Raw genomic sequence first — 21,826 nt, forward strand, 5'->3', positions numbered from 1 at the left:
GTGTGGACAACTACTTCATCACACCCAGATTCGCCTCACTCATATCCAGATCCGCCAAGACCTCGCGCAACACGTCATCACCAATCTGGTGATGACGGCTCAGGCTGTACAACTCCAAGCGCTGCGCGCGCAGGGCCTTGAGGCGCAATTTGCGTTCAAGCAGGTCCATCTGATGCGCCAGTGCCTGGGCTTCGGCTGAATCGTTGAATACTTCCAACTGATGACGGTATTCCGACATCAGCCGCGCCTTTAACTCGGTCGCGAGTGCTGCCTGGGCGGCGTCTGGGGTTTCGGTTTCGGCAGGCTCGTCCGCTTCCAGCGCGTGGATGGCGGCTACGGCGGTTTTTTTCCACGCCTCACGCACTTCGTTATGGCGCTTTTCATCGGGGCTCTGCTCGATGCCACGCAATAGCAGCGGCAACGCAATGCAGGCCGCCACCAGCGACAGTAGGATCACGCCGGCGGCGATAAAGATCAGCAGGTCGCGCTCGGGAAAATCCTGGCCAGGCGCCAGCAATAAAGGCACCGACATCACACCCGCCAAAGTGACCGCACCGCGCACGCCACCCACGGTCAATAGCCAGCAGGACCGGGCCGTAGGCACGAGTGTCAGCTCGCTTTTCCCACGCAGCCGCCGTAACAGGCCCGACAAACGCCAGATGCTTTGCACCCAGATAAAGCGCAGCACCACCAGCACCAGGAAGATCGCAACCACATCCAGGCAGCGATACAACAGCGTTGGCCACAGTGTCGGTTCGTGACTGACCACGGCCTTGATGATGTCCGGCAGTTGCAGGCCCAGTAGCAGGAAGATCAGGCCATTAAACGCAAACTCCAGCAGCGACCACACACTGCGGTTAAGCAAACGCGTGCTGGTCTGGCGTGGCAGCAAGTCGAGCCAGCTTTGCATCATGCCCGCCGCCACCGCCGACAGGATGCCGGATGCACCCAGGCGCTCGGCCAGCACGTAGGCTGCGAACGGCAGCAGCAACATAAACACCACGTGGGTGGCCGGGTCGTCCCAACCACGGGCAATCATCCAGGCGCGTAAACGGCCGACCAACCAGCTCAGCGCCACGCCTACCGCGAGGCCGCCCACCGCCACCAGCACAAAAGTCAGGCTGGCATCGGCCAGGGAAAACACGCCGGTCAACGCCGCCGCCAGGGCGAACTTGAAGGTCACCAGGCCCGAGGCATCATTCATCAATGCCTCGCCTTGAAGCATATGCATCAAAGGTTTTGGCAGGCGATTTTGGGAAATGGCCGACACCGCCACGGCGTCAGTCGGGGACAATACGGCCGCCAAGGCGAAGGCCACCGGCAACGGGATCGTAGGCAATATCCAATGGATGAAGTAACCGGCACCGACCACGGTAAACAACACCAGCCCCACCGCCAACGTCAGGATCGGGCCTCTGAGCCGCCACAATTCGCGCTTGGGCATGCGCCAGCCATCGGAGAACAGCAACGGCGGCAGGAACAAAAACAGGAACAGCTCCGGGTCCAGCGCCACGTGCAACCCCAGCGTAGGCCAGGCCAGCAAGGCGCCGGCGGCGATCTGCACCAAGGGCAACGGCAGGGGAATAATGCGCCCGACAAGGCGCGAAACGCTGACCAGCATCAGCAGGATAAGAACGGTATAGGCGGTTTGCATAACGCGGGTTTCCCGGACAATCGACTTGCTATGACACCGATCTGGCAACAACTGGCCGTTGAAGTGCCATATTAACCGGCTATGTTACCCGCTTGGCTGCGCAACGGCTTTTGCACATAAGTCGCACTGAATCATCGGCAAGTATGACGAGCGGCACCCAAACCCGCTGGTCGTGGCATAATCCGTGACCTTTAACTTTCATACGTCCAAAGGGGGGCAATTCCTTGACCGCTTCAAGCACAACCTTGCACCTTTTCGGCATCAAAGCCTGCGACACCATGAAAAAGGCGCGCACCTGGCTCGATGAGCACGCTGTGAGCTATGAGTTCCACGACTACAAAACAGCCGGTATCGACCGCGAACACTTGACCCAATGGTGCAACGAGCACGGTTGGCAGGTGGTTTTGAACCGTGCGGGCACCACCTTTCGCAAACTCGAAGACGAACGCAAAGCCGATCTCGATCAGTCGAAAGCCATTGAATTGATGCTCGCACAACCCTCGATGATCAAGCGCCCGGTGCTCGATCTCGGTGACAGAACCCTGATTGGCTTCAAGCCAGATAGTTATTCGGCGGCCCTCAAGTAGGCCAGCCTTCCATTTTTGTAGAGGTAACAGCATGTCCAATTCCCTGTTCAGCCTGGGCTTCGGCGTCGGCACTCAGAACCGCCAAGGTGCTTGGCTGGAAGTGTTTTACGCACAACCGCTGCTCAACCCGTCGGCCGAGATCGTTGCCGCCATCGCGCCGATCCTCGGTTATACCGAGGGCAACCAGGCCATTACTTTCACCGTGAGCCAGGCGCTGCAACTGGCTGACGCGCTCAAAGGTGTCGACACGGCCCAGGCCGCGCTGCTCAGCCGCCTGGCTGAAAGCCACACCCCGTTGGTCGCCACCCTGTTGGCCGAAGACGCCGCACTGACCTCCACGCCTGAGGCCTACCTCAAGCTGCACCTGCTGTCCCACCGCCTGGTCAAGCCCCACGGCCTGAGCCTGGCCGGTGTGTTCCCGCAGTTGCCGAACGTGGCGTGGACCAGCCAGGGCGCAATCGACATCAACGAGCTGGCCGAGCGCCAACTGGAAGCACGCCTGCGTGGCGAGCTGCTGGAAGTGTTCTCGGTGGACAAGTTCCCGAAAATGACTGACTACGTAGTGCCGGCTGGCGTGCGTATCGCTGATGCCGCGCGCATCCGCCTGGGCGCCTACGTGGGCGAAGGCACCACCGTGATGCACGAAGGTTTCGTCAACTTCAACGGTGGCACCGAAGGCCCGGGCATGATCGAAGGCCGTGTATCGGCAGGTGTATTCGTCGGCAAGGGTTCGGACCTGGGCGGCGGTTGCTCCACCATGGGCACCCTGTCGGGCGGCGGCAACATCGTGATCAAGGTGGGCGAAGGCTGCCTGATCGGCGCCAACGCCGGTATCGGTATCCCGTTGGGCGACCGCAATACCGTGGAGTCGGGCCTGTACGTGACTGCCGGTACCAAGGTTGCTCTGCTAGACGAGCACAACCAACTGGTCAAAGTGGTCAAGGCGCGCGAACTGGCTGGCCAGCCGGACCTGCTGTTCCGCCGCAATTCCCAGACCGGTGCCGTGGAGTGCAAAACCCACAAATCGGCGATCGAACTGAACGAAGCGCTGCACGCTCACAACTAAGCAGCCACTCGATGCCACTAGCGAGCCCCAAACCTGGGGCTCGCTTATACGAGTCTTAAGACCATGCTTGTGCCCTCCCCCTGGCGCGCCGATTTTCCGGCCATCGCCACCCTGCAACGGCAAGACCAGACCTACCTGGACAACGCCGCCACCACGCAAAAACCCCAAGCCCTGTTGGATGCCATCAGCCATTACTACGCCAATGGCGCAGCCAATGTGCACCGTGCCCAGCATTTGCCGGGTGCCCACGCGACCCAGGCGTTTGAAGACAGTCGCAGCAAGGTCGCGCAGTGGTTGAATGCAGGTGACAGCGGGCAGATCGTGTTTACCCACGGCGCGACGTCTGCGCTGAACCTCCTGGCCTATGGCCTTGAGCACTTATTCAATGCGGGTGATGAAATTGTCCTCAGCGCCCTGGAACACCACGCCAACCTGCTGCCCTGGCAGCAACTGGCCAAACGTCGCGCGCTGACGCTGGTGGTCTTGCCCCTTGGCGAGGATGGCGTGATTGACCTGCAAGCCGCCGCCGAATTGATCAGCCCGCGTACGCGCTTGCTGGCAGTGAGCCAGCTGTCCAACGTACTCGGCGCCTGGCAACCTTTGGAGGTCTTGCTGCCAATGGCCAAGGCCCACGGTGCCTTGACCGTGGTCGATGGCGCCCAAGGCATTGTCCATGGTCGCCACGACGTACAGGCGCTGGGTTGCGACTTCTACGTGTTTTCCAGTCATAAGCTCTACGGCCCGGACGGCGTCGGCGTGCTGTATGGCCGCAACGAAGCGCTGCATCACCTGCGCCACTGGCAGTTTGGCGGCGAGATGGTGCAGCAGGCCGAGTATCAAAGTGCGAGCTTTCGCCCTGCCCCGCTGGGTTTCGAAGCGGGCACGCCGCCGATTGCAAGTGTGATCGGCCTGGGTGCCACGCTGGACTACCTGAACTCTCTGGACCAGCCGGCCGTGGTCGCCCATGAAGCAGCCCTGCATGACTACCTGCTGCGCGGCCTGAAAGCACGCAATGGCGTGCGCGTACTGGGCTCGCCCCAGGTGGCACTCGCCAGTTTCGTGGTGGAGGGCGTGCATAACGCCGACCTGGCTCATCTGTTGACCGAACAAGGCATTGCCGTGCGAGCTGGCCATCATTGCGCCATGCCGTTGCTCAAGGCCATGCACTTGTCCGGAGCGATCCGTGTGTCCCTGGCGCTGTATAACGACTCCGATGACCTGGAGCGCTTCTTTGAAGCGCTGGATCAGGCGCTGGATATGTTGCGATGAGCTTGCCTGCGGATGCCATCAGCGCGCTTGAGTCGTTTCAGGCAGTAGGCAGTTGGGAACAACGCGCCCGCATGCTGATGCAGTGGGGCGAGCGGCTGCCGGCGTTGGCGGCTGACGAAAAGGTCGAGGCCAACCTCGTGCAGGGCTGTGAAAGCCTGGTGTGGTTGGTCGGCCGTTTACAGGACGGCCATTGGCAGTTTGCCGCGAGCAGCGATGCGCGAATGATCCGGGGGTTGGTGGCGTTGCTGCTGGCACGGGTCAATGGGTTGTCGGCAAGTGAGTTGCAGGCGGTTGACTTGCCGGACTGGTTCAATCAACTGGGGCTTTCGCGCCAGCTGTCGCCGTCGCGCAGCAATGGGCTTAATGCTGTACTGCAGCGCATGCAAGAGCTGACCTGTACGCAAAACTAATGTGGGAGCTGGCTTGTGTGGGAGCTGGCTTGCCTGCGATGCAGGCACCTCGGTCTATCAGTCAAAGCCAGCTCCCACATTTTGTTTTGTGCAGGACAGCTAGATCTGGGTAGGTTTAACCCGCTCCGACGGCCTGCGCACCCCGGCCACAATTTTGTCCACCGCCTTGGTCGCCGCCACCATGCCAAACGTGGCCGTGACCATCATCACCGCGCCAAACCCGCCCGCACAGTCCAGCTTCACGCCGTCACCGACAAAACTTTTCTGCAAACAAATGCTGCCGTCCGGCTTGGGATAGCGCAGCTGCTCGGTAGAGAACACACACGGCACGCTGTAATGGCGGGTCACGGTGCGCGAAAAGCCGTAGTCGCGGCGTAGCGTGGAGCGCACTGTCGAGGCCAGCGGGTCATTGAAGGTACGGTTCAAGTCGCAGACCTGGATCAACGTCGGGTCGATCTGCCCGCCGGCACCGCCGGTGGTGATGATCTGGATCTTGCGGCGCTTGCACCAGGCGATCAGCGCGGCCTTGGCGTTCACGGCGTCGATGCAGTCGATCACGCAATCGATATTCGGCGTGATGTACTCAGCCATGGTGTCACGGGTTACGAAGTCCGCCACCGCGTGCACCGTGCAATCCGGGTTGATACCGCGCAGGCGTTCGGCCATTACCTCGACCTTGGGCTTGCCCACGGTGCTGTCCAGGGCGTGCAACTGGCGGTTGCTGTTGCTGACGCAGACATCGTCCAGGTCAAACAGCGAAATCTCGCCCACGCCGCAACGGGCCATGGCTTCCGCCGCCCAAGAGCCCACGCCGCCGACGCCGACGATCGCCACATGGGCCGCTTTCAAGCGTTCCAGGCCTTCAATGCCATACAAGCGGGCGACGCCTGCAAACCGCGGATCTTCTGTGCTCATGACCATTACCCCAAAAACCGGCGCGCATTATGGACTACACAGCGACAAGTTCGAAGCTTCCAGCTACAAGTAAAGAACTTAGAGGGTCTTTCGCTGACTAACGTCCGGCTTTTCTCTGTCTGCTGTACGCTCAGTTAAAGGCCGGTGTAGGATGCGCGCCGTTCGGCGTAGGCCGACACCTCTTTTCGTTCCACACCCTTTGGAACCCGAAATAGCCATGTCATCGCGTAAATTTGGACTCAACCTGGTGGTAGTGCTGGCAATTGCCGCGCTGTTTACCGGCTTCTGGGCGCTGATAAACCGCCCGGTCACCACCCCTAACTGGCCTGAACAGATCTCCGGGTTCTCCTACTCGCCGTTCCAACAAGGCCAGTTCCCGCAGAAAGACCAGTACCCCACCGACGACCAGATGCGCCAGGACCTGGCGATCATGAGCAAGCTGACGGACAACATCCGTACTTACTCAGTCGACGGCACCTTGGGCGATATTCCCAAACTGGCCGAAGAGTTCGGCCTGCGCGTGACCCTGGGGATCTGGATCAGCCCGGACCTGGAACGCAACGAGCGTGAAATCCAGCGCGCCATCGAGATCGCCAACAACTCGCGCAGTGTCGTGCGCGTGGTGGTCGGTAACGAGGCATTGTTCCGCGAAGAAATCACCCCGGAGGCGCTGATCGTGCTGCTGGACCGGGTGCGCGCCGCCGTGAAAGTGCCGGTGACCACCTCCGAGCAATGGCACATCTGGGAAAAGAACCCGCAACTGGCCAAGCACGTCGACCTGATCGCCGCGCACATCCTGCCGTTCTGGGAGTTCATCCCGATGGACAAGGCCGGCCAGTACGTACTGGACCGTGCACGGGATCTGAAAAAGCTGTTCCCGAAAAAACCGCTGCTGCTCTCGGAAGTGGGCTGGCCGAGCAACGGCCGTATGCGCGGTGGCAATGAAAGCTCGCCGGCAGACCAGGCGATTTACCTGCGTACGCTGGTGAACAAACTGAACCGCCAGGGTTACAACTACTTCGTAATCGAGGCCTTCGACCAGCCGTGGAAAGTCAGCGACGAAGGCTCGGCGGGCGCTTATTGGGGCGTGTACAACGCCGCACGCCAGCAGAAATTCAACTTTGAAGGACCGGTCGTCGCGATCCCGCAATGGCGCGTGCTGGCCATCGGCTCGGTGGTGCTGGCGCTGCTGTCGCTGACCCTGCTGATGATCGACGGCTCGGCCCTGCGCCAGCGTGGCCGCACCTTCCTGACCTTTATCGCGTTCCTCTGTGGTTCGGTATTGGTCTGGATCGGTTACGACTACAGCCAGCAATACAGCACCTGGTTCAGCGTCACCGTCGGCATTTTGCTGGCCCTCGGCGCGTTGGGCGTGTTTATCGTATTGCTCACCGAAGCCCACGAACTGGCTGAAGCGGTGTGGACCCACAAGCGCCGGCGTGAATTCCTGCCGGTGGAAGGCGATTCGGACTACCGCCCGAAAGTCTCGATCCATGTGCCGTGCTACAACGAGCCGCCGGAGATGGTCAAACAGACCCTCGACGCCCTGGCCGCCCTCGATTACCCGGACTTCGAAGTCCTGATCATCGACAACAACACCAAGGACCCAGCCGTCTGGGAGCCGGTGCGCGACTACTGCGAAACCCTCGGCCCGCGCTTCAAGTTCTTCCACGTCTCGCCCCTCGCCGGTTTCAAGGGCGGCGCGCTGAACTACCTGATCCCGCATACCGCCAAGGATGCCGAAGTGATCGCGGTGATCGACTCGGACTACTGCGTGTCGCCAAACTGGCTCAAGCACATGGTGCCGCACTTCGCCGACCCGAAAATCGCCGTGGTGCAGTCGCCGCAGGACTACCGCGACCAGAACGAGAGCACTTTCAAGAAGCTCTGCTACGCCGAATACAAAGGCTTCTTCCATATCGGCATGGTCACCCGCAACGACCGTGACGCGATCATCCAGCACGGCACCATGACCATGACCCGTCGCTCGGTACTCGAGGAGCTGGGCTGGGCCGACTGGTGCATCTGTGAAGACGCCGAACTCGGCCTGCGGGTATTCGAGAAAGGCCTGTCGGCCGCGTATTACCACGACAGCTACGGCAAGGGCTTGATGCCGGATACCTTTATCGACTTCAAGAAGCAGCGTTTCCGCTGGGCCTACGGCGCGATCCAGATCATCAAGCGCCACACCGCCAGCCTGTTGCGCGGCAAGGGCACCGAGCTGACCCGCGGCCAGCGCTACCACTTCCTCGCGGGCTGGTTGCCGTGGGTGGCGGATGGCATGAACATCTTCTTCACCGTCGGCGCCCTGTTGTGGTCGGCGGCGATGATCATCGTGCCGACCCGTGTTGACCCGCCGCTGCTGATTTTCGCGATCCCGCCGTTGGCGTTGTTTGTGTTCAAGGTCGGCAAGATCATCTTCCTCTACCGCCGTGCGGTGGGTGTGAACTTGAAAGACGCATTCTGCGCGGCGCTGGCCGGGCTGGCGTTGTCACACACCATCGCCAAGGCGGTGCTGTATGGCTTCTTCACCACCAGTATTCCGTTCTTTCGCACACCGAAAAACGCCGATAACCACGGCTTCTGGGTAGCCATTTCCGAAGCCCGCGAAGAGATGTTCATCATGTTGCTGTTGTGGGGCGCCGCACTCGGGATTTACCTGGTGCAGGGCCTGCCGAGCAATGACATACGCTTCTGGGTGGTGATGCTGCTGGTGCAATCGCTGCCGTATGTGGCGGCGCTGATCATGGCGTTCCTGTCGTCGCTGCCAAAACCTGCACCTAAGGTTGAGCCGGCAACCGCTGAGTAAAAACTTGCGCAATGCACTAAACGGCGGCCTCTGGCCGCCGTTTTGCTATAAGATAACGGCCGTTTTACGAGACTTGGCCAGGCCCTGCTTTCTGTGGGAGCTGGCTTGCCTGCGATAGCAGCGCCGCGGTGTAGCTGCCAGACCGAGGCGTCTGTATCGCAGGCAAGCCAGCTCCCACATTAGATTTGCGCCGATTCAGGTTCTGTATTCCACATTCGTCCTGCGCGCCCATTACACGCTTCCCGGAGTTTTCCCATGACGGCCCATGCCGACCTTTCGCCGACCCTTCAACTTGCCATCGACTTGATCCGTCGCCCCTCAGTGACGCCGATTGATGCCGACTGCCAGAAGCTGATGATGCAGCGCCTGGGCGACGCAGGTTTTGCACTTGAGCCGATGCGTATCGAAGATGTGGACAACTTCTGGGCCACCCATGGCAAGCACGAAGGCCCGGTGCTGTGCTTTGCCGGCCACACCGACGTGGTGCCAACCGGCCCGGTGCAGGCCTGGCAGAACGACCCGTTCGATGCGTTGATCGACGAGCACGGCATGCTCTGCGGGCGTGGCGCAGCGGACATGAAAGGCAGCCTGGCGGCAATGCTGGTGGCTTCGGAGCGTTTTGTCACCGACTACCCGGACCACAAGGGCTCGGTGGCTTTTCTGATCACCAGTGATGAAGAAGGCCCGGCGCACCACGGCACCAAAGCGGTGATTGAGCGTCTGGCGGCACGCAAGGAGCGTCTGGACTGGTGCATCGTCGGCGAACCGTCGAGCACCACGCTGGTGGGCGATGTTGTGAAGAACGGCCGTCGCGGCTCCCTCGGCGCCACCTTGACCGTGCGCGGCGTGCAGGGCCACGTGGCATACCCGCACCTGGCGAAAAACCCGATCCACCTGGCAGCACCGGCGCTGGCGGAACTGGCTGCCGAGCATTGGGACGATGGCAACACCTTCTTCCCACCGACCAGCTTTCAAATCTCCAACCTCAATTCCGGCACCGGCGCCACCAACGTGATTCCGGGTGACCTGACAGCAGTGTTCAACTTCCGTTTCTCCACCGAATCCACCGTCGAAGGCCTGCAACAGCGGGTTGCGGCGATTCTGGATAAACACGGCCTGGACTGGCACGTTGATTGGGCCTTGTCTGGCCTGCCATTCCTCACCGAGCCGGGCGCGTTGCTGGATGCTGTCTCGGCCAGCATCAAGGCAATTACCGGCCGCGAGACCAAGGCGTCCACCAGCGGCGGCACGTCCGACGGGCGCTTCATTGCCACCCTCGGCACTCAGGTGGTGGAGCTGGGCCCGGTCAACGCGACGATTCATCAGGTCAACGAACGCATTCTGGCCAGCGACCTCGATGTGCTGACCGAAATCTACTACCAAACCCTGATCAAGTTGCTCGCCTGATGCTCGCGTGCCCCCTTTGCAGCGCACCGCTCAACGCGGTGGATAATGGCGTGGCGTGCCCCGCTGGGCACCGTTTCGACCGTGCGCGCCAGGGTTACCTGAACCTGTTGCCGGTGCAGCACAAGAACAGCCGCGACCCAGGCGACAACCTCGCCATGGTCGAGGCACGCCGCGACTTTCTCAATGCCGGGCACTATGCGCCAGTGGCCAGGCGCCTGGCCGAACTGGCCGCCGAGCGCGCGCCGCAGCGCTGGGTGGACATCGGGTGTGGCGAGGGTTACTACACCGCGCAAATCGCCGACGCCCTGCCCCACGCTGACGGTTATGCGCTGGATATCTCCAAGGAAGCGGTGAAACGCGCGTGCAAACGCAACCCGGCGCTGACCTGGTTGATCGCCAGCATGGCCCGCGTGCCGTTGGCGTCGGGCAGTTGCCAGTTTCTCGCCAGCGTGTTCAGCCCTTTGGACTGGGAAGAGGCCAAGCGCCTGCTCAGCCCCGGCGGCGGTTTGATGAAGGTTGGCCCGACTGCCGGCCACCTGATGGAATTGCGCGAACGCCTGTACGACGAAGTGCGTGAATACACCGACGACAAGCATTTGGCTTTGGTGCCGCAAGGCATGCGCCTGGCGCACAGTGAAACGCTGGAGTTCACCCTGAGCCTGATCGAGCCCCAGGACCGCGCCAACCTGCTGGCGATGACGCCCCATGGCTGGCGCGCGAGTGCCGAGCGCCGTGCTGAAGTGATCGAGGCCGCCGAGCCGCTGCTGGTCACCGTGTCGATGCGCTACGATTATTTCGTGCTTCAATAACTGACTTTTAAGTATCCGCGAATGGATTTTCGAATCCCGCAACGAGGAACATCCATGCGCCAACCTGATATCGAGATTTACCTGAAAGACGCCGAGGTCGACTACAAGGCCATCGCCGCCTGGCTGGGTGCCGCCCTGGGCCCATGCACCGACTGGGTCCAGAAAGGCCAGACCTACAAGTGCAAGGCCGGCACTGTACCGGTCACTTGGTTGCCAAAAGCCGTGGGCAAGTGGAACAGCCTGTACCTGGAAAGCGACCAGACGCCGTGGGACGACGACATCGCCTGCGCCCGCGCCGCCTTTGCCGCGCTGAACGTCGAAGTGCGCTGCGCGCCGGGTACCTGGGTTGAGGAGGAAGGCGAGGAAAGCGCTGATAGCTGGATTCGCATCAGTGCTGACGGCGAAGAGCAGATCACCTGGAAAACTGCCTGATCCAAACCTGAAAACCCAATCAATGTGGGAGCTGGCTTGCCTGCGATAGCATCACCGCGGTCCGACTGTTAGACCGAGGTGTCTGCATCGCAGGCAAGCCAGCTCCCACAGTTGATTGGGTTGGCAGGACAAGGGTGTTACAGACCCACCACATCCTCAGCCTGCAAGCCCTTCTCGCCGGTCACCACGGCGTATTCCACCTGCTGGCCCTCGGCCAATGAGCGGTGGCCCTCACCGCGAATGGCGCGGTAGTGCACAAACACATCCTTGCCGTCTTCACGCTGGATAAAGCCATAGCCCTTTGCATCGTTGAACCACTTCACATTGCCGGTTTCACGCGTTGCCATCTGTCTTACTCCCACATGCATTTTTATTGTTGAGTCGCTCGCATTGAACTGCCGAGTATAAGACAGGCTCAAAAACGATCAACTCAAGTTTACATCGCTGCTTTTTTGCCGATTTTCGGCGAATACGGCACACTACCCGCCCGAGCACCTGCTCGGTTTTTTCCACTTGAAGCAGCATGCCTATGACCCGCTCCCCGTTCCGCCGTCTGGTGTTTGGCACCTTGCGCCGACTGTTGTACCTCTGGGTTCGCTCGGAGACGATCAATCAGTCGTCCCTAACCCTTAACCTGGACCGCAGCCGGCCGGTGTTCTACGTCCTGCAATCGCCCTCTCTCACCGAATTGGCGGTGGTCGACAAGGAATGCACCAAGGCCGGCCTGCCGCGCCCGGTGCTGCCGGTGTCAGTGGGTTCGTTGATCGAACCCGCCGCGTTCTTCTACCTCACGCCCGAACCCGACTGGCTCGGCCGCCAGGACAAGCGCGGCGCGCCGCCAACCCTGACCCGCCTGGTCAACACCCTGACCGAGCACGCCGAAGAGAATGCACAAATCATTCCGGTCAGCGTGTTCTGGGGGCAGTCGCCCGAAAGCGAGTCCAGCCCGTGGAAACTGCTGTTTGCCGACAGCTGGGCCGTCACCGGCCGCCTGCGCCGGTTGCTGAGCATCCTGATCCTGGGCCGCAAGACACGTGTGCAATTCTCCGCGCCTATCAACCTGCGTGAATTGATCGAGCACAATAAAGGCCACGAACGTACCGTGCGCATGGCCCAGCGCATCCTGCGCGTGCACTTTCGTAACCTGAAGACTGCGGTCATCGGCCCCGACCTGTCTCACCGCCGTAACCTGGTCAAAGGCCTGGTCAACATGCCGCTGGTGCGCCAGGCCATCGCCGATGAAGCCGAGCGCGAGAAAATCACCCCGGAAAAAGCCAAGGCCCAGGCCCTGCGCTACGGCAACGAGATCGCTTCGGACTACACCTACACCGCGATTCGCTTTCTGGAAGTGGTATTGAGCTGGTTCTGGAACAAGATCTACGACGGCATCAAGGTCAACAATATCGAAGGTGTGCAAAAGGTTGCCCAGGGTTACGAGGTGATCTACGTGCCTTGCCACCGCAGCCATATCGACTACCTGCTGCTTTCGTACCTGCTGTTCAAAAACGGCCTGACTCCGCCGCACATTGCCGCCGGCATCAACCTGAACATGCCGGTGATCGGCAGCCTGTTGCGCCGGGGCGGTGCATTTTTCATGCGCCGCACCTTTAAGGGCAACCCGCTGTACACCTCGGTGTTCAACGAGTACCTGCACACCCTGTTCACCAAGGGCTTCCCGGTGGAGTACTTCGTCGAAGGCGGACGCTCGCGCACCGGGCGCATGCTGCAACCGAAAACCGGCATGCTGGCGATCACCCTGCGCAGCTTTTTGCGTTCCTCACGCATGCCGATCGTGTTCGTGCCGGTGTATATCGGCTATGAACGCGTACTCGAAGGCCGTACCTACCTGGGCGAGTTGCGCGGGGCGAGCAAGAAGAAAGAATCGATCTTCGATATTTTCAAAGTGGTCGGCGCGCTCAAGCAGCGCTTTGGTCAGGTCGCGGTCAACTTCGGCGAGCCGATCAAGCTGGCCGAGTTCCTCGACGCCGAGCAGCCGGACTGGCGTGCCCAAGAGCTGGGCCCGAACTACAAACCGGCGTGGCTCAATGAAACCACCAACCGCCTCGGCGAACAGGTGGCACGCCACCTCAACGAAGCCGCAGCGGTCAACCCGGTAAACCTGGTGGCCCTGGCGCTGCTTTCGACCACACGCCTGGCCCTCGATGAACAGGCCATGGCCCGCCAGTTGGACCTGTACCTGGCACTGCTACGCCGTGTGCCCTACTCGCCGCACACCACCTTGCCGGAAGGCGATGGGCTGGCGCTGATCAAGCACGTCAAGGACATGAACCTGCTCTCGGAGCAGAGTGACGCCCTGGGCAAAATTGTGTATCTGGATGAGCAGAACGCCGTCCTGATGACCTATTACCGCAACAACGTGCTGCATATTTTTGCCCTGCCGGCGCTGCTGGCGAGCTTCTTCCAGAGCAGCTCGCGCATGAGCCGCGAGCAGATCCTGCGCTTTACTCGCGCGCTCTACCCTTACCTGCAATCGGAGTTGTTTATCCGCTGGTCGCTGGAAGAGTTGGACGCCGTCGTCGACCGATGGCTGGAAGCCTTTGTCGAGCAAGGCCTGCTGCGTTTTGAAAACAACGTGTACCTGCGCCCGGCCCCGAGTTCGCGGCACTTTGTGCTGCTGACGCTGTTGTCCAAGAGCATCGCCCAGACCCTGCAACGCTTCTACATGGCGATCTCGCTGCTGCTTAACAGCGGCCAGAACAGCATCAGCGCCGAAGAGCTGGAAGACCTGTGCACGATCATGGCCCAGCGCCTGTCGATCCTGCATGGCCTGAACGCGCCGGAGTTCTTCGACAAGAGTCTTTTCCGACATTTTATCCAGACATTGCTGGAGCAAGATGTGCTGCGCCGCGACGAGGCCGGGAAATTGAGTTACCACGACCTGCTGGGTGAACTGGCGGAAGGCGCGGCCAAACGCGTGCTGCCTGCCGAGATTCGTCTGTCGATTCGCCAGGTGGCCTTGCATCGCGTCGACGGCGCAGCTGAAGCGCCTGTGGAACCGGCAGAAAGCCGCTAGATTGACTGAGGCGCCGGGCTGTTTCCGGCGCCGTTGAAAAGGAGCTGTACCATGAAAAAGATCATCCTCCTGGGCCTTACCGCCCTGCTCGGAGCCTGCCAATCCATGACCCCAGCCCCCAAGGCCAGCCTCGACGGCGAAGTGTTCTACCTGCAACGCATCGCCTTGCCGTCCGCCGCCACCCTGAGTGTCAGCCTGCAGGATGTGTCGTTGATGGACGCCCCGGCGGTGACCCTCGCCGAACAGAAAGGCCCGGTCAAAGGCCAGGTGCCGCTGCCGTTTCACCTGAGCTACGACCCGGCCCAAATCAAGCCAGGCCACACTTATTCGGTGAGTGCTCGCATCGAGCTGGACGGCAAGCTACTGTTTATTACCACCGAACGCCACGCGGTGCAGCTCGACGGCAAGGACGAACAGCCACTGCGTCTGCGCGTTGATGCTGTCGCACACTGACCTTTCCAGACCATAAGCCCGAACATAAGGAAGCGCTCATGCTCCGTCACTCCCTTCGCCTCACTGCCCTGTGTGCCGGCTTGCTGCTCGGTGCCAACGCCATGGCCCTGGACCTTGGCAGCCTGTCCCAGGGCGACGCCAGCGGCGGTCTCAAAGACGCCCTGACCCAAGGCGCGCAGATCGCCGTGAAACAACTGGGCGTGCCCGGTGGCTTCAGCAACAACCCCGAAGTGAAGATCGGCTTACCAGGCAAACTCGGCAAAGTCGCCGACAAGCTGAAGATGTTCGGCATGGGCGACCAGGTCACGCAGCTGGAAACCAGCATGAACAAGGCCGCCGAAACGGCCGTGACCCAGGCGCAACCGATCCTGGTCAATGCCGTCAAAAACATGAGCGTGACTGACGCCAAGGGCATTCTCAGCGGCGGCCAGGACTCGGCGACGCAGTACTTGAACAAAAGCAGCCGCGAGCAGATCCGCGCCAAGTTCCTGCCGATCGTCAAGGCCGCTACCGACAAGGTTGGGGTTGCGCAGCAGTACAACGCCCTGGCCGGCAAGGCGGCAGCATTTGGCGCAGTGGATGCCAAAAGTGCCAACGTTGAAAACTACGTGACCGAACAGGCGCTGGACGGCTTGTTCAAGATGATCGCGCAGCAGGAAGAAACCATTCGCAAAAACCCGGCGGCCGCGGCCACCAGCCTGGCCAAGAAGGTGTTTGGGGCACTATAAGCTTCTCAAACACACTGGTCCCACTGCGCCAAGACCGCTTACCACGGGCCTTGGCGCAGTTGTTTCAGGCCAAGCCCATTAACGATTCAGCGTAAAAAGCGGATAGCTAGGCCTGTAGGGTGAAGGTTGCTCGTAGACCGTGTGCTGCTGTGGATACGGCCTGCCATGGTTGGTCTGGGTTGGATAGGTGTGGCCCACGTTCGGCCGGACTGTATGAGGACGATGTTGGGGATAGTGGTGATTGTTTGTTGCGTGCCCCGACCTATACCCATTTCCAAAATTGTTGCGCGGTGCATTATTGCCCAACAGGGCTCCGAGCAGCGCACTTTTGAAAGCAATTACAGCATCAAAAAAAGCCATGTAACTCTCCATAAACTCATTGAATAGGTCGGACTGCCAACTCAGGGAAGTCGAAACCTGCGCCTGTCCATCAGGCAATTCTGAGTGGAGTAAAAAAGGCAAACGTTCCAAAGGCGCAGACGCCTGTTTGCATCAGGATGTGAGTCAGTGCTACTACGTCAGCGTGAATGACCAGGCGACCGTCACTACCATCAAAATCGCGAAGCTTACGTTAAGTCGTCGACTCCAAACGGGGTGGATGAACAACTTGCGCATCCGGCTGCCTGCAAAAAGCCACAAAAAATCGAATACCACGCAAACCAATAAACAAATAAGCGCTTTTGTGCCCTGCTCCCAGCCCGGCGTCGTGCCCAAGGTGAAACTGCCCAGTAACGCTGCAAACGCGGCATACGCCTTGATATTTGCAACCCCCAGCACAAAACCGGCACCCCAGCCCGGCGTGACCACGGCTTGCTGATCCTGAATGGGCGGTGCCGTACCAATGCGGTAAGCCAACCAAAAAATATAAACAATGGAGATGATCGTCAGTGCCACCGCCAACCCGGGAAAGCTGTGCAAGACCACATACAGCCCAGAAACAACCAACGCCATGGCAATCACTAAACCCAGGGTGATCCCGACAAAAAACTGAAACGAGCGTTGCATGCCATACGCCGCGCCGCTGGCAGCCAGCGCCAGAGTCGCGGGGCCGGGGCTGGCCAGTAAGGCGATAGCTGCGAGAGTAAAGGTGAATATCGCCTGGTAAACACTTAGCGTGACATCAAACATGTGAAGCGCCTCGGTAGCCTTATTCAAAACTTAATGAAACCGCACCGCCTTGTAGTTGTAACTCGACGTTAGCACCCCTCACAACCACCACGCACTGGACCGCTTTGCACTTTCATACACCCATTCAATAAAATTTATAGCAAGTTAAAAACACTCACTCAAACACAGCCGCATCGTTTAGCCGGCGGTAACTTTTGAACGCAGCTGTAATTCGCACATTCAAGAATAAAAAAATAGATGGAAAGCTTTTAAAAATCCATTCTTTTGTCAGGGATCTGTGGTATGTAAGATTTTCACGCTATTTCATCAATGTTCGTAAGGTCCATCTAATGAAAAGGCTTACAAAAAACGATCAGACACTCGATGCCATTGATCGCGCGCTGCTGGTCGCCCTGCATCAGAATGCCCGTGCCTCTATCCGCGCGCTCAGCCGGCAGGTGGGATTGTCCGCTCCTGGTTGCAGTGAGCGTCTCAAACGCCTGGAAGTGGCAGGGGTTATAAGTGGGTTCAGCGTAGCGTTGGACGCGCAGGCACTGGGGTTTGCGCTGCAGGCACTGGTGCGGGTAAAACCGCTGACGGGAAATTTTCAAACAGTGGAGCAGCTACTGTCAGACATGCCTGAATGTATTGTCTGTTACAAGATCACCGGGGAAGACAGTTTCGTCTGCCATCTGTACACACATTCCGTTAACCACCTTGATCAAACCTTGCAAAAAATAACGCCGTTGGCCGACACCAACACTTCCATTATAAAAACCGTCGAGAAGAAACTGCCAATATTCTAAATAAACAAGTGGGAGACATTCAGGCTTAAACAGCAGTTATCGAATTTCAGGCTTTTCCCACACCCGTCAATACTATCGATACGCCTTCACGCCTCCCGTTATGAACTAGTGCGCCTCCTTCTTAATGCGAAACCATGCCGCATACAGGGCTGGCAAGAACAATAACGTCAACGCGGTCGCCACAATCAACCCGCCCATGATTGCCACCGCCATCGGCCCGAAGAACACGCTGCGCGACAGCGGAATCATTGCCAATACCGCCGCAAGCGCCGTCAGTACAATCGGGCGGAAGCGTCGGACGGTGGCTTCGATGATCGCCTGCCAGGGCGCCAGTCCCGCCTTGATGTCTTGTTCAATCTGGTCCACCAGGATCACCGAGTTACGCATGATCATGCCCGACAGCGCGATGGTGCCGAGCATGGCGACAAAGCCGAAGGGCTGGCGGAACACCAGCAGGAACAAGGTCACGCCGATCAAGCCCAGCGGCGCCGTCAGAAACACCATTGCAGTGCGTGAGAAACTGCGCAGTTGCAGCATCAGCAAGGTCAGCACTACCACGATAAACAGCGGCACGCCGGCCTTGACCGAGTTCTGGCCACGGGCCGAATCCTCGACGGTGCCGCCCACTTCGAGCAGGTAGCCGTCCGGCAGTTCGGCGCGCACGCCTTCCAGGGTCGGCAGGATCTGCTGGACCAAGGTTGCCGGTTGTTCCTTGCCGTAGATATCGGCACGCACGGTCACCGTCGGCAGGCGATTGCGGTGCCAGATGATGCCTTCTTCAAAGCCATATTCGAGGGTCGCAATCTGCGACAGCGCTACGCTTTTGCCGTTGTCGGTCGGCACCGCCAGGCTCGGCAGCAGCGACAACTCGGTACGTTCATGCACGGTGCCGCGTAGCAGGATCTCGATCAACTCGTTGTCCTCGCGGTACTGGCTGACGCTGGAGCCGGTCAAGGAACTTTGCAGGAACTTCGACAGGTTGGCAGTGCTGACGCCCAGCGCACGGGCACGGTCCTGGTCGATATTCAGGTAGACGATCTTGCTCGGTTCCTCCCAGTCCAGGTGCACGTTGACCACGTGGGTATTTTCGCGAACCTTGGCCGCGACCTTGCGCGCCAGGGCACGGACTTCTTCGATGTGCTCGCCGGTCACGCGAAACTGCACCGGGTAGCCCACGGGCGGGCCGTTTTCCAGGCGCGTGACGCGTGAACGCAGGTCGGGGAATTGTTCGTTAAGGGTCTCGATCAGCCAGGTGCGCAGGCTTTCGCGTTCCTCGATGGTTTTGGCCAGTACCACAAACTGCGCAAAGCTGGCGGCCGGCAGTTGTTGGTCCAGCGGCAGGTAGAAGCGCGGCGAACCGGTGCCCACATAGGCCACATAGTTGTCGATGCCAGCATGTTCCTTGAGCAAGGCTTCCAGGCGCTTGACCTGGTCGGCGGTGTTGCTCAGCGAAGCACCTTCAGCCAGTTTCAGGTCGACCATCAGCTCCAGGCGACCGGAGGCCGGAAAGAACTGCTGAGGTACAAAACGGAACAGCGCCACCGAGCCGATAAACAACAACAAGGTCAACACGATCACAGTTTTGCGCCGACGCACACACCATTCGACCAAGCGTCTTACACGTTGATAGAACGGCGTGCCGTAGGGATCAGGCCCATCGGTGCCGTGTTTGGCCGCATGAATCTTCGCCAGGTCCGGCAGGAGCTTTTCCCCCAGGTACGGCACAAACACCACCGCCGCAACCCACGAGGCCAGCAGGGCAATGGTCACCACTTGGAAAATCGAACGGGTGTATTCACCGGTACTCGATTGCGCGGTGGCAATCGGCAGGAAACCTGCGGCGGTGATCAATGTGCCGGTGAGCATCGGGAACGCGGTGCTGGTCCAGGCAAAACTCGCGGCCTTGAGCCGGTCGTAGCCCTGCTCCATTTTGATCGCCATCATTTCCACGGCGATGATCGCATCGTCCACCAACAAGCCCAGGGCCAACACCAAGGCACCGAGGGAGATTTTGTGCAGGCCGATGCCCAGGTAATACATGGTCGCAAAGGTCATCGCCAGTACTAGCGGAATCGCCAGGGCGACCACCATGCCGGTGCGTACACCAAGGGAGAAGAAGCTCACCAGCAGCACGATGGCCAAGGCTTCAGCGAGTACCTGGACGAATTCACCGACGCTGGTTTTCACCGCCGCCGGTTGGTCCGAGACCTTGCGCAGTTCCATGCCTGCCGGAAGGTTCTTCTGCAGGCGTGCGAATTCGCCTTCAAGGGCCTTGCCCAGTACCAGAATGTCGCCGCCGTCACGCATCGCCACGGCCAGGCCGATGGCGTCCGCGCCCATATAGCGCATGCGCGGCGCCGGTGGATCGTTGAAGCCGCGATGGATTTGCGCCACATCACCGATGCGGAAGGTGCGGTCACCGACGCGGATCGGGAAGTTACGGATCTCATCGACCGTTTTGAAGTTACCCGAGACGCGCAGTTGCACGCGTTCCGTCGGGGTTTCAAAGAAACCGGCGGTGGAGACGGCGTTCTGCTCCTGCAGTGCCTGCTGCACTGCAGCCAATGGCAGGCCGAGGGTGGCGAGCTTGAGGTTGGACAGTTCGATCCAGATCTTCTCGTCCTGCAGGCCCAGTAACTCGACCTTGCCCACATCCGGCACGCGTTGCAGTTGAATCTGGATGCGGTCGGCGTAGTCCTTGAGCACCGCGTAGTCAAAACCGTCACCGGTCAGGGCGTAGATATTGCCGAAGGTGGTGCCGAATTCATCGTTGAAAAACGGCCCCTGGATATCCGGCGGCAAGGTCTGGCGAATATCGCTGATCTTCTTGCGCACCTGGTACCACAGCTCCGGGATTTGTGCCGAGTGCATCGAATCGCGGGCCATGAAGGTGACCTGGGACTCACCGGGCCGGGAGAACGAGACAATGCGCTCGTACTCGCCCGTCTCCATCAGCTTCTTCTCGATACGTTCGGTGACTTGGCGCGAAACTTCCTGGGCCGTGGCGCCCGGCCAGTTGGTCTTGATGACCATGGCCTTGAAGGTAAACGGCGGGTCTTCACTTTGCCCCAGCTTGGTGTAGGACAACGTGCCGACCACTGCCAGCAGGATCATCAGGAACAGTACGATCTGGCGATTACGCAACGCCCATTCGGAAAGATTGAAACCCATCGGGGACTACTCCTTGGCCGCCAGATTCACTACTCGGTTGGCGCGATCCACCGGGCGCACTTGCTGGCCCTCATGGAGCACATGCACACCCGCCGCGATCACCCAATCGGTGGGGGCCAAGCCTTCAAGCACCGGCACGGTTTTTTCACCGAAAGCACCGATGCGCACCGGCGTTCGTTTGAGCGTGTTGTCCGGCTGTACCCGCCAGACGTAGGACGCACCGTTCTCCGCGCTCAGGGCCGACAGCGGCACTGACAGTGGGACGATCCCATCAGCCTGGATGAAGACGCGGGCGCTCTGGCCCAACTCGGCGGGGACTTTGCCGCCGGTGAAGGCAACGCGCGCAGCGAAGGTGCGGGATTTTGGGTCGGCTGCCGGTGAGAGCTCACGAATGCGCCCGGCAAAACGTTGGTCGGGCTGGCTCCACAACTCCACCGATACCGGTTGGCCGATCTTGAAGCGGCCAAAGCCTTGCTCGGGCAGGCTGATCAACACTTCGCGCTCGCCATCGGTGGCCAGGGTAAACACCGTTTGGCCGGCGGCCACCACTTGGCCGACTTCCACCGCACGCTTGGCCACTACACCGTCCTGGGGCGCACGCAGCACGGCATAGCCGGCCTGGTTGCTCGATACGTCGAACTCGGCCTTGATCTGCTTAAGACGTGCAACACCTGCTCGGTAGAGGTTTTCGGAATTGTCGTACTGCGAGCGGCTGACCATCTGACGGTCCATCAGGGTCTTGTAGCGGTCGCGTTCGGCGCGCACCAGGCTCAGGTTGGCTTCGGCGGCGGCAACCTGGGCGCGGGTGGCTTCCAGTTGCAGGCGCACGTCCTGTGGGTCGAGCTCTGCCAATGGTTGGTTGGCCTTGACCCGCTCGCCCTCCTCCACCAGGCGCTTACTGACTTTGCCGCCGATGCGAAAGGCCAGGTCCGGCTCATAACGGGCGCGTACTTCCCCCGGAAAACTGTCCATCGCCAGCGCCGACGGCTGCGGTTGCACCACCATGGCCGGGCGGATGGTGGTTTGGGCCGCTTCTTCATGACCGCAGGCGGTCAACAGGAAGATCAGGCTGACAGGCAACGCAAGGGGCAGGAAAGTACTGCGCATGCTGAAGGACCTTTCGCAAATGGAGCTAGGAATAATTATACTGGCCGGTATGTTATTAATAC

The 21,826-nt window shown here is 60.1% G+C and carries 18 protein-coding genes; 12 read left to right on the plus strand and 6 right to left on the minus strand.

Annotated elements, in window-relative coordinates:
- Positions 1–10 precede the first annotated feature (10 nt).
- A complete protein-coding gene (locus tag HX790_RS04515) occupies positions 11–1,654 on the minus strand; it encodes a Na+/H+ antiporter (protein WP_017137136.1) in 1,644 nt (547 codons plus the stop codon).
- Positions 1,655–1,932: 278 nt separating this feature from the next.
- Between HX790_RS04515 and HX790_RS04520 the strand changes: the two genes are divergently transcribed.
- The 4 genes from HX790_RS04520 to HX790_RS04535 all read left to right on the plus strand — a co-directional run bounded on the left by HX790_RS04520 (position 1,933) and on the right by HX790_RS04535 (position 4,986).
- The gene (locus tag HX790_RS04520; protein ID WP_231982825.1) at positions 1,933–2,241 is read left to right on the plus strand and encodes an arsenate reductase; all 309 of its coding nucleotides are present in this window, start codon (positions 1,933–1,935) and stop codon (positions 2,239–2,241) included.
- 31 nt (positions 2,242–2,272) lie between these two features.
- A complete protein-coding gene (gene dapD / locus HX790_RS04525; protein WP_017137134.1) occupies positions 2,273–3,307 on the plus strand; it encodes a 2,3,4,5-tetrahydropyridine-2,6-dicarboxylate N-succinyltransferase in 1,035 nt (344 codons plus the stop codon).
- A 63-nt stretch (positions 3,308–3,370) separates the two neighbouring features.
- Positions 3,371–4,576, plus strand: coding sequence for an aminotransferase class V-fold PLP-dependent enzyme (locus HX790_RS04530; RefSeq protein WP_176991284.1), 1,206 nt, complete (start codon positions 3,371–3,373; stop codon positions 4,574–4,576).
- Positions 4,573–4,986 (plus strand): SufE family protein, encoded by a 414-nt coding sequence (locus tag HX790_RS04535; RefSeq protein WP_017137132.1) that lies wholly within the window; start codon positions 4,573–4,575, stop codon positions 4,984–4,986. Before HX790_RS04530 ends, HX790_RS04535 begins: the two co-directional genes overlap by 4 nt.
- A gap of 99 nt (positions 4,987–5,085) precedes the next feature.
- Here the strand turns inward: HX790_RS04535 and tcdA are convergent, their stop codons facing one another.
- Positions 5,086–5,901, minus strand: coding sequence for a tRNA cyclic N6-threonylcarbamoyladenosine(37) synthase TcdA (gene tcdA, locus HX790_RS04540; protein ID WP_370589469.1), 816 nt, complete (start codon positions 5,899–5,901; stop codon positions 5,086–5,088).
- A gap of 217 nt (positions 5,902–6,118) precedes the next feature.
- Between tcdA and HX790_RS04545 the strand changes: the two genes are divergently transcribed.
- From HX790_RS04545 to HX790_RS04560, 4 genes are all read left to right on the plus strand, one after another.
- Positions 6,119–8,710: a glycosyltransferase gene (locus HX790_RS04545; RefSeq protein ID WP_099548548.1), complete on the plus strand. Its 2,592-nt coding sequence runs from the start codon at positions 6,119–6,121 to the stop codon at positions 8,708–8,710.
- 255 nt (positions 8,711–8,965) lie between these two features.
- Positions 8,966–10,117: a succinyl-diaminopimelate desuccinylase gene (gene dapE / locus HX790_RS04550; RefSeq protein ID WP_017137129.1), complete on the plus strand. Its 1,152-nt coding sequence runs from the start codon at positions 8,966–8,968 to the stop codon at positions 10,115–10,117.
- Positions 10,117–10,926, plus strand: coding sequence for a putative RNA methyltransferase (locus HX790_RS04555; protein ID WP_170036449.1), 810 nt, complete (start codon positions 10,117–10,119; stop codon positions 10,924–10,926). Before dapE ends, HX790_RS04555 begins: the two co-directional genes overlap by 1 nt.
- Before the next feature lie 54 nt (positions 10,927–10,980).
- Entirely contained in the window at positions 10,981–11,358 is a 378-nt protein-coding gene (locus HX790_RS04560; RefSeq protein ID WP_017137127.1) for a hypothetical protein, read from the plus strand.
- A 137-nt stretch (positions 11,359–11,495) separates the two neighbouring features.
- Here the strand turns inward: HX790_RS04560 and HX790_RS04565 are convergent, their stop codons facing one another.
- On the minus strand, positions 11,496–11,705 hold the full coding sequence (locus tag HX790_RS04565) for a cold-shock protein (RefSeq protein ID WP_003219353.1): 210 nt from the start codon (positions 11,703–11,705) through the stop codon (positions 11,496–11,498).
- Positions 11,706–11,887: 182 nt separating this feature from the next.
- Here HX790_RS04565 and plsB point away from each other — a divergent pair, with 182 nt between their 5' ends.
- The 3 genes from plsB to HX790_RS04580 are packed head-to-tail and all read left to right on the plus strand — an operon-like array spanning position 11,888 to position 15,573.
- Complete coding sequence (gene plsB / locus HX790_RS04570) at positions 11,888–14,392, plus strand: glycerol-3-phosphate 1-O-acyltransferase PlsB (RefSeq protein WP_017137126.1); 2,505 nt, start codon at positions 11,888–11,890, stop codon at positions 14,390–14,392.
- Positions 14,393–14,443: 51 nt separating this feature from the next.
- Positions 14,444–14,845: a YbaY family lipoprotein gene (locus HX790_RS04575; RefSeq protein WP_176991286.1), complete on the plus strand. Its 402-nt coding sequence runs from the start codon at positions 14,444–14,446 to the stop codon at positions 14,843–14,845.
- 38 nt (positions 14,846–14,883) lie between these two features.
- Entirely contained in the window at positions 14,884–15,573 is a 690-nt protein-coding gene (locus HX790_RS04580; RefSeq protein WP_017137124.1) for a DUF4197 domain-containing protein, read from the plus strand.
- Positions 15,574–16,086: 513 nt separating this feature from the next.
- Here HX790_RS04580 and HX790_RS04585 read toward each other — a convergent pair.
- Positions 16,087–16,701 carry a LysE family translocator gene (locus HX790_RS04585; RefSeq protein WP_169985366.1) on the minus strand — a complete coding sequence of 205 codons (615 nt, stop codon included), beginning with the start codon at positions 16,699–16,701 and terminating at the stop codon, positions 16,087–16,089.
- 194 nt (positions 16,702–16,895) lie between these two features.
- Between HX790_RS04585 and HX790_RS04590 the strand changes: the two genes are divergently transcribed.
- On the plus strand, positions 16,896–17,486 hold the full coding sequence (locus HX790_RS04590; RefSeq protein WP_232626369.1) for an Lrp/AsnC family transcriptional regulator: 591 nt from the start codon (positions 16,896–16,898) through the stop codon (positions 17,484–17,486).
- Positions 17,487–17,591: 105 nt separating this feature from the next.
- Here HX790_RS04590 and HX790_RS04595 read toward each other — a convergent pair whose 3' ends face one another.
- On the minus strand, positions 17,592–20,657 hold the full coding sequence (locus tag HX790_RS04595) for an efflux RND transporter permease subunit (protein ID WP_138453031.1): 3,066 nt from the start codon (positions 20,655–20,657) through the stop codon (positions 17,592–17,594).
- Positions 20,658–20,663: 6 nt separating this feature from the next.
- The gene (locus HX790_RS04600) at positions 20,664–21,764 is read right to left on the minus strand and encodes an efflux RND transporter periplasmic adaptor subunit (RefSeq protein WP_176991287.1); all 1,101 of its coding nucleotides are present in this window, start codon (positions 21,762–21,764) and stop codon (positions 20,664–20,666) included.
- Positions 21,765–21,826 lie beyond the last annotated feature (62 nt).

The sequence above is a fragment of the Pseudomonas sp. IPO3747 genome, assembly GCF_013385245.1.
Lineage (GTDB): Bacteria > Pseudomonadota > Gammaproteobacteria > Pseudomonadales > Pseudomonadaceae > Aquipseudomonas > Aquipseudomonas edaphica.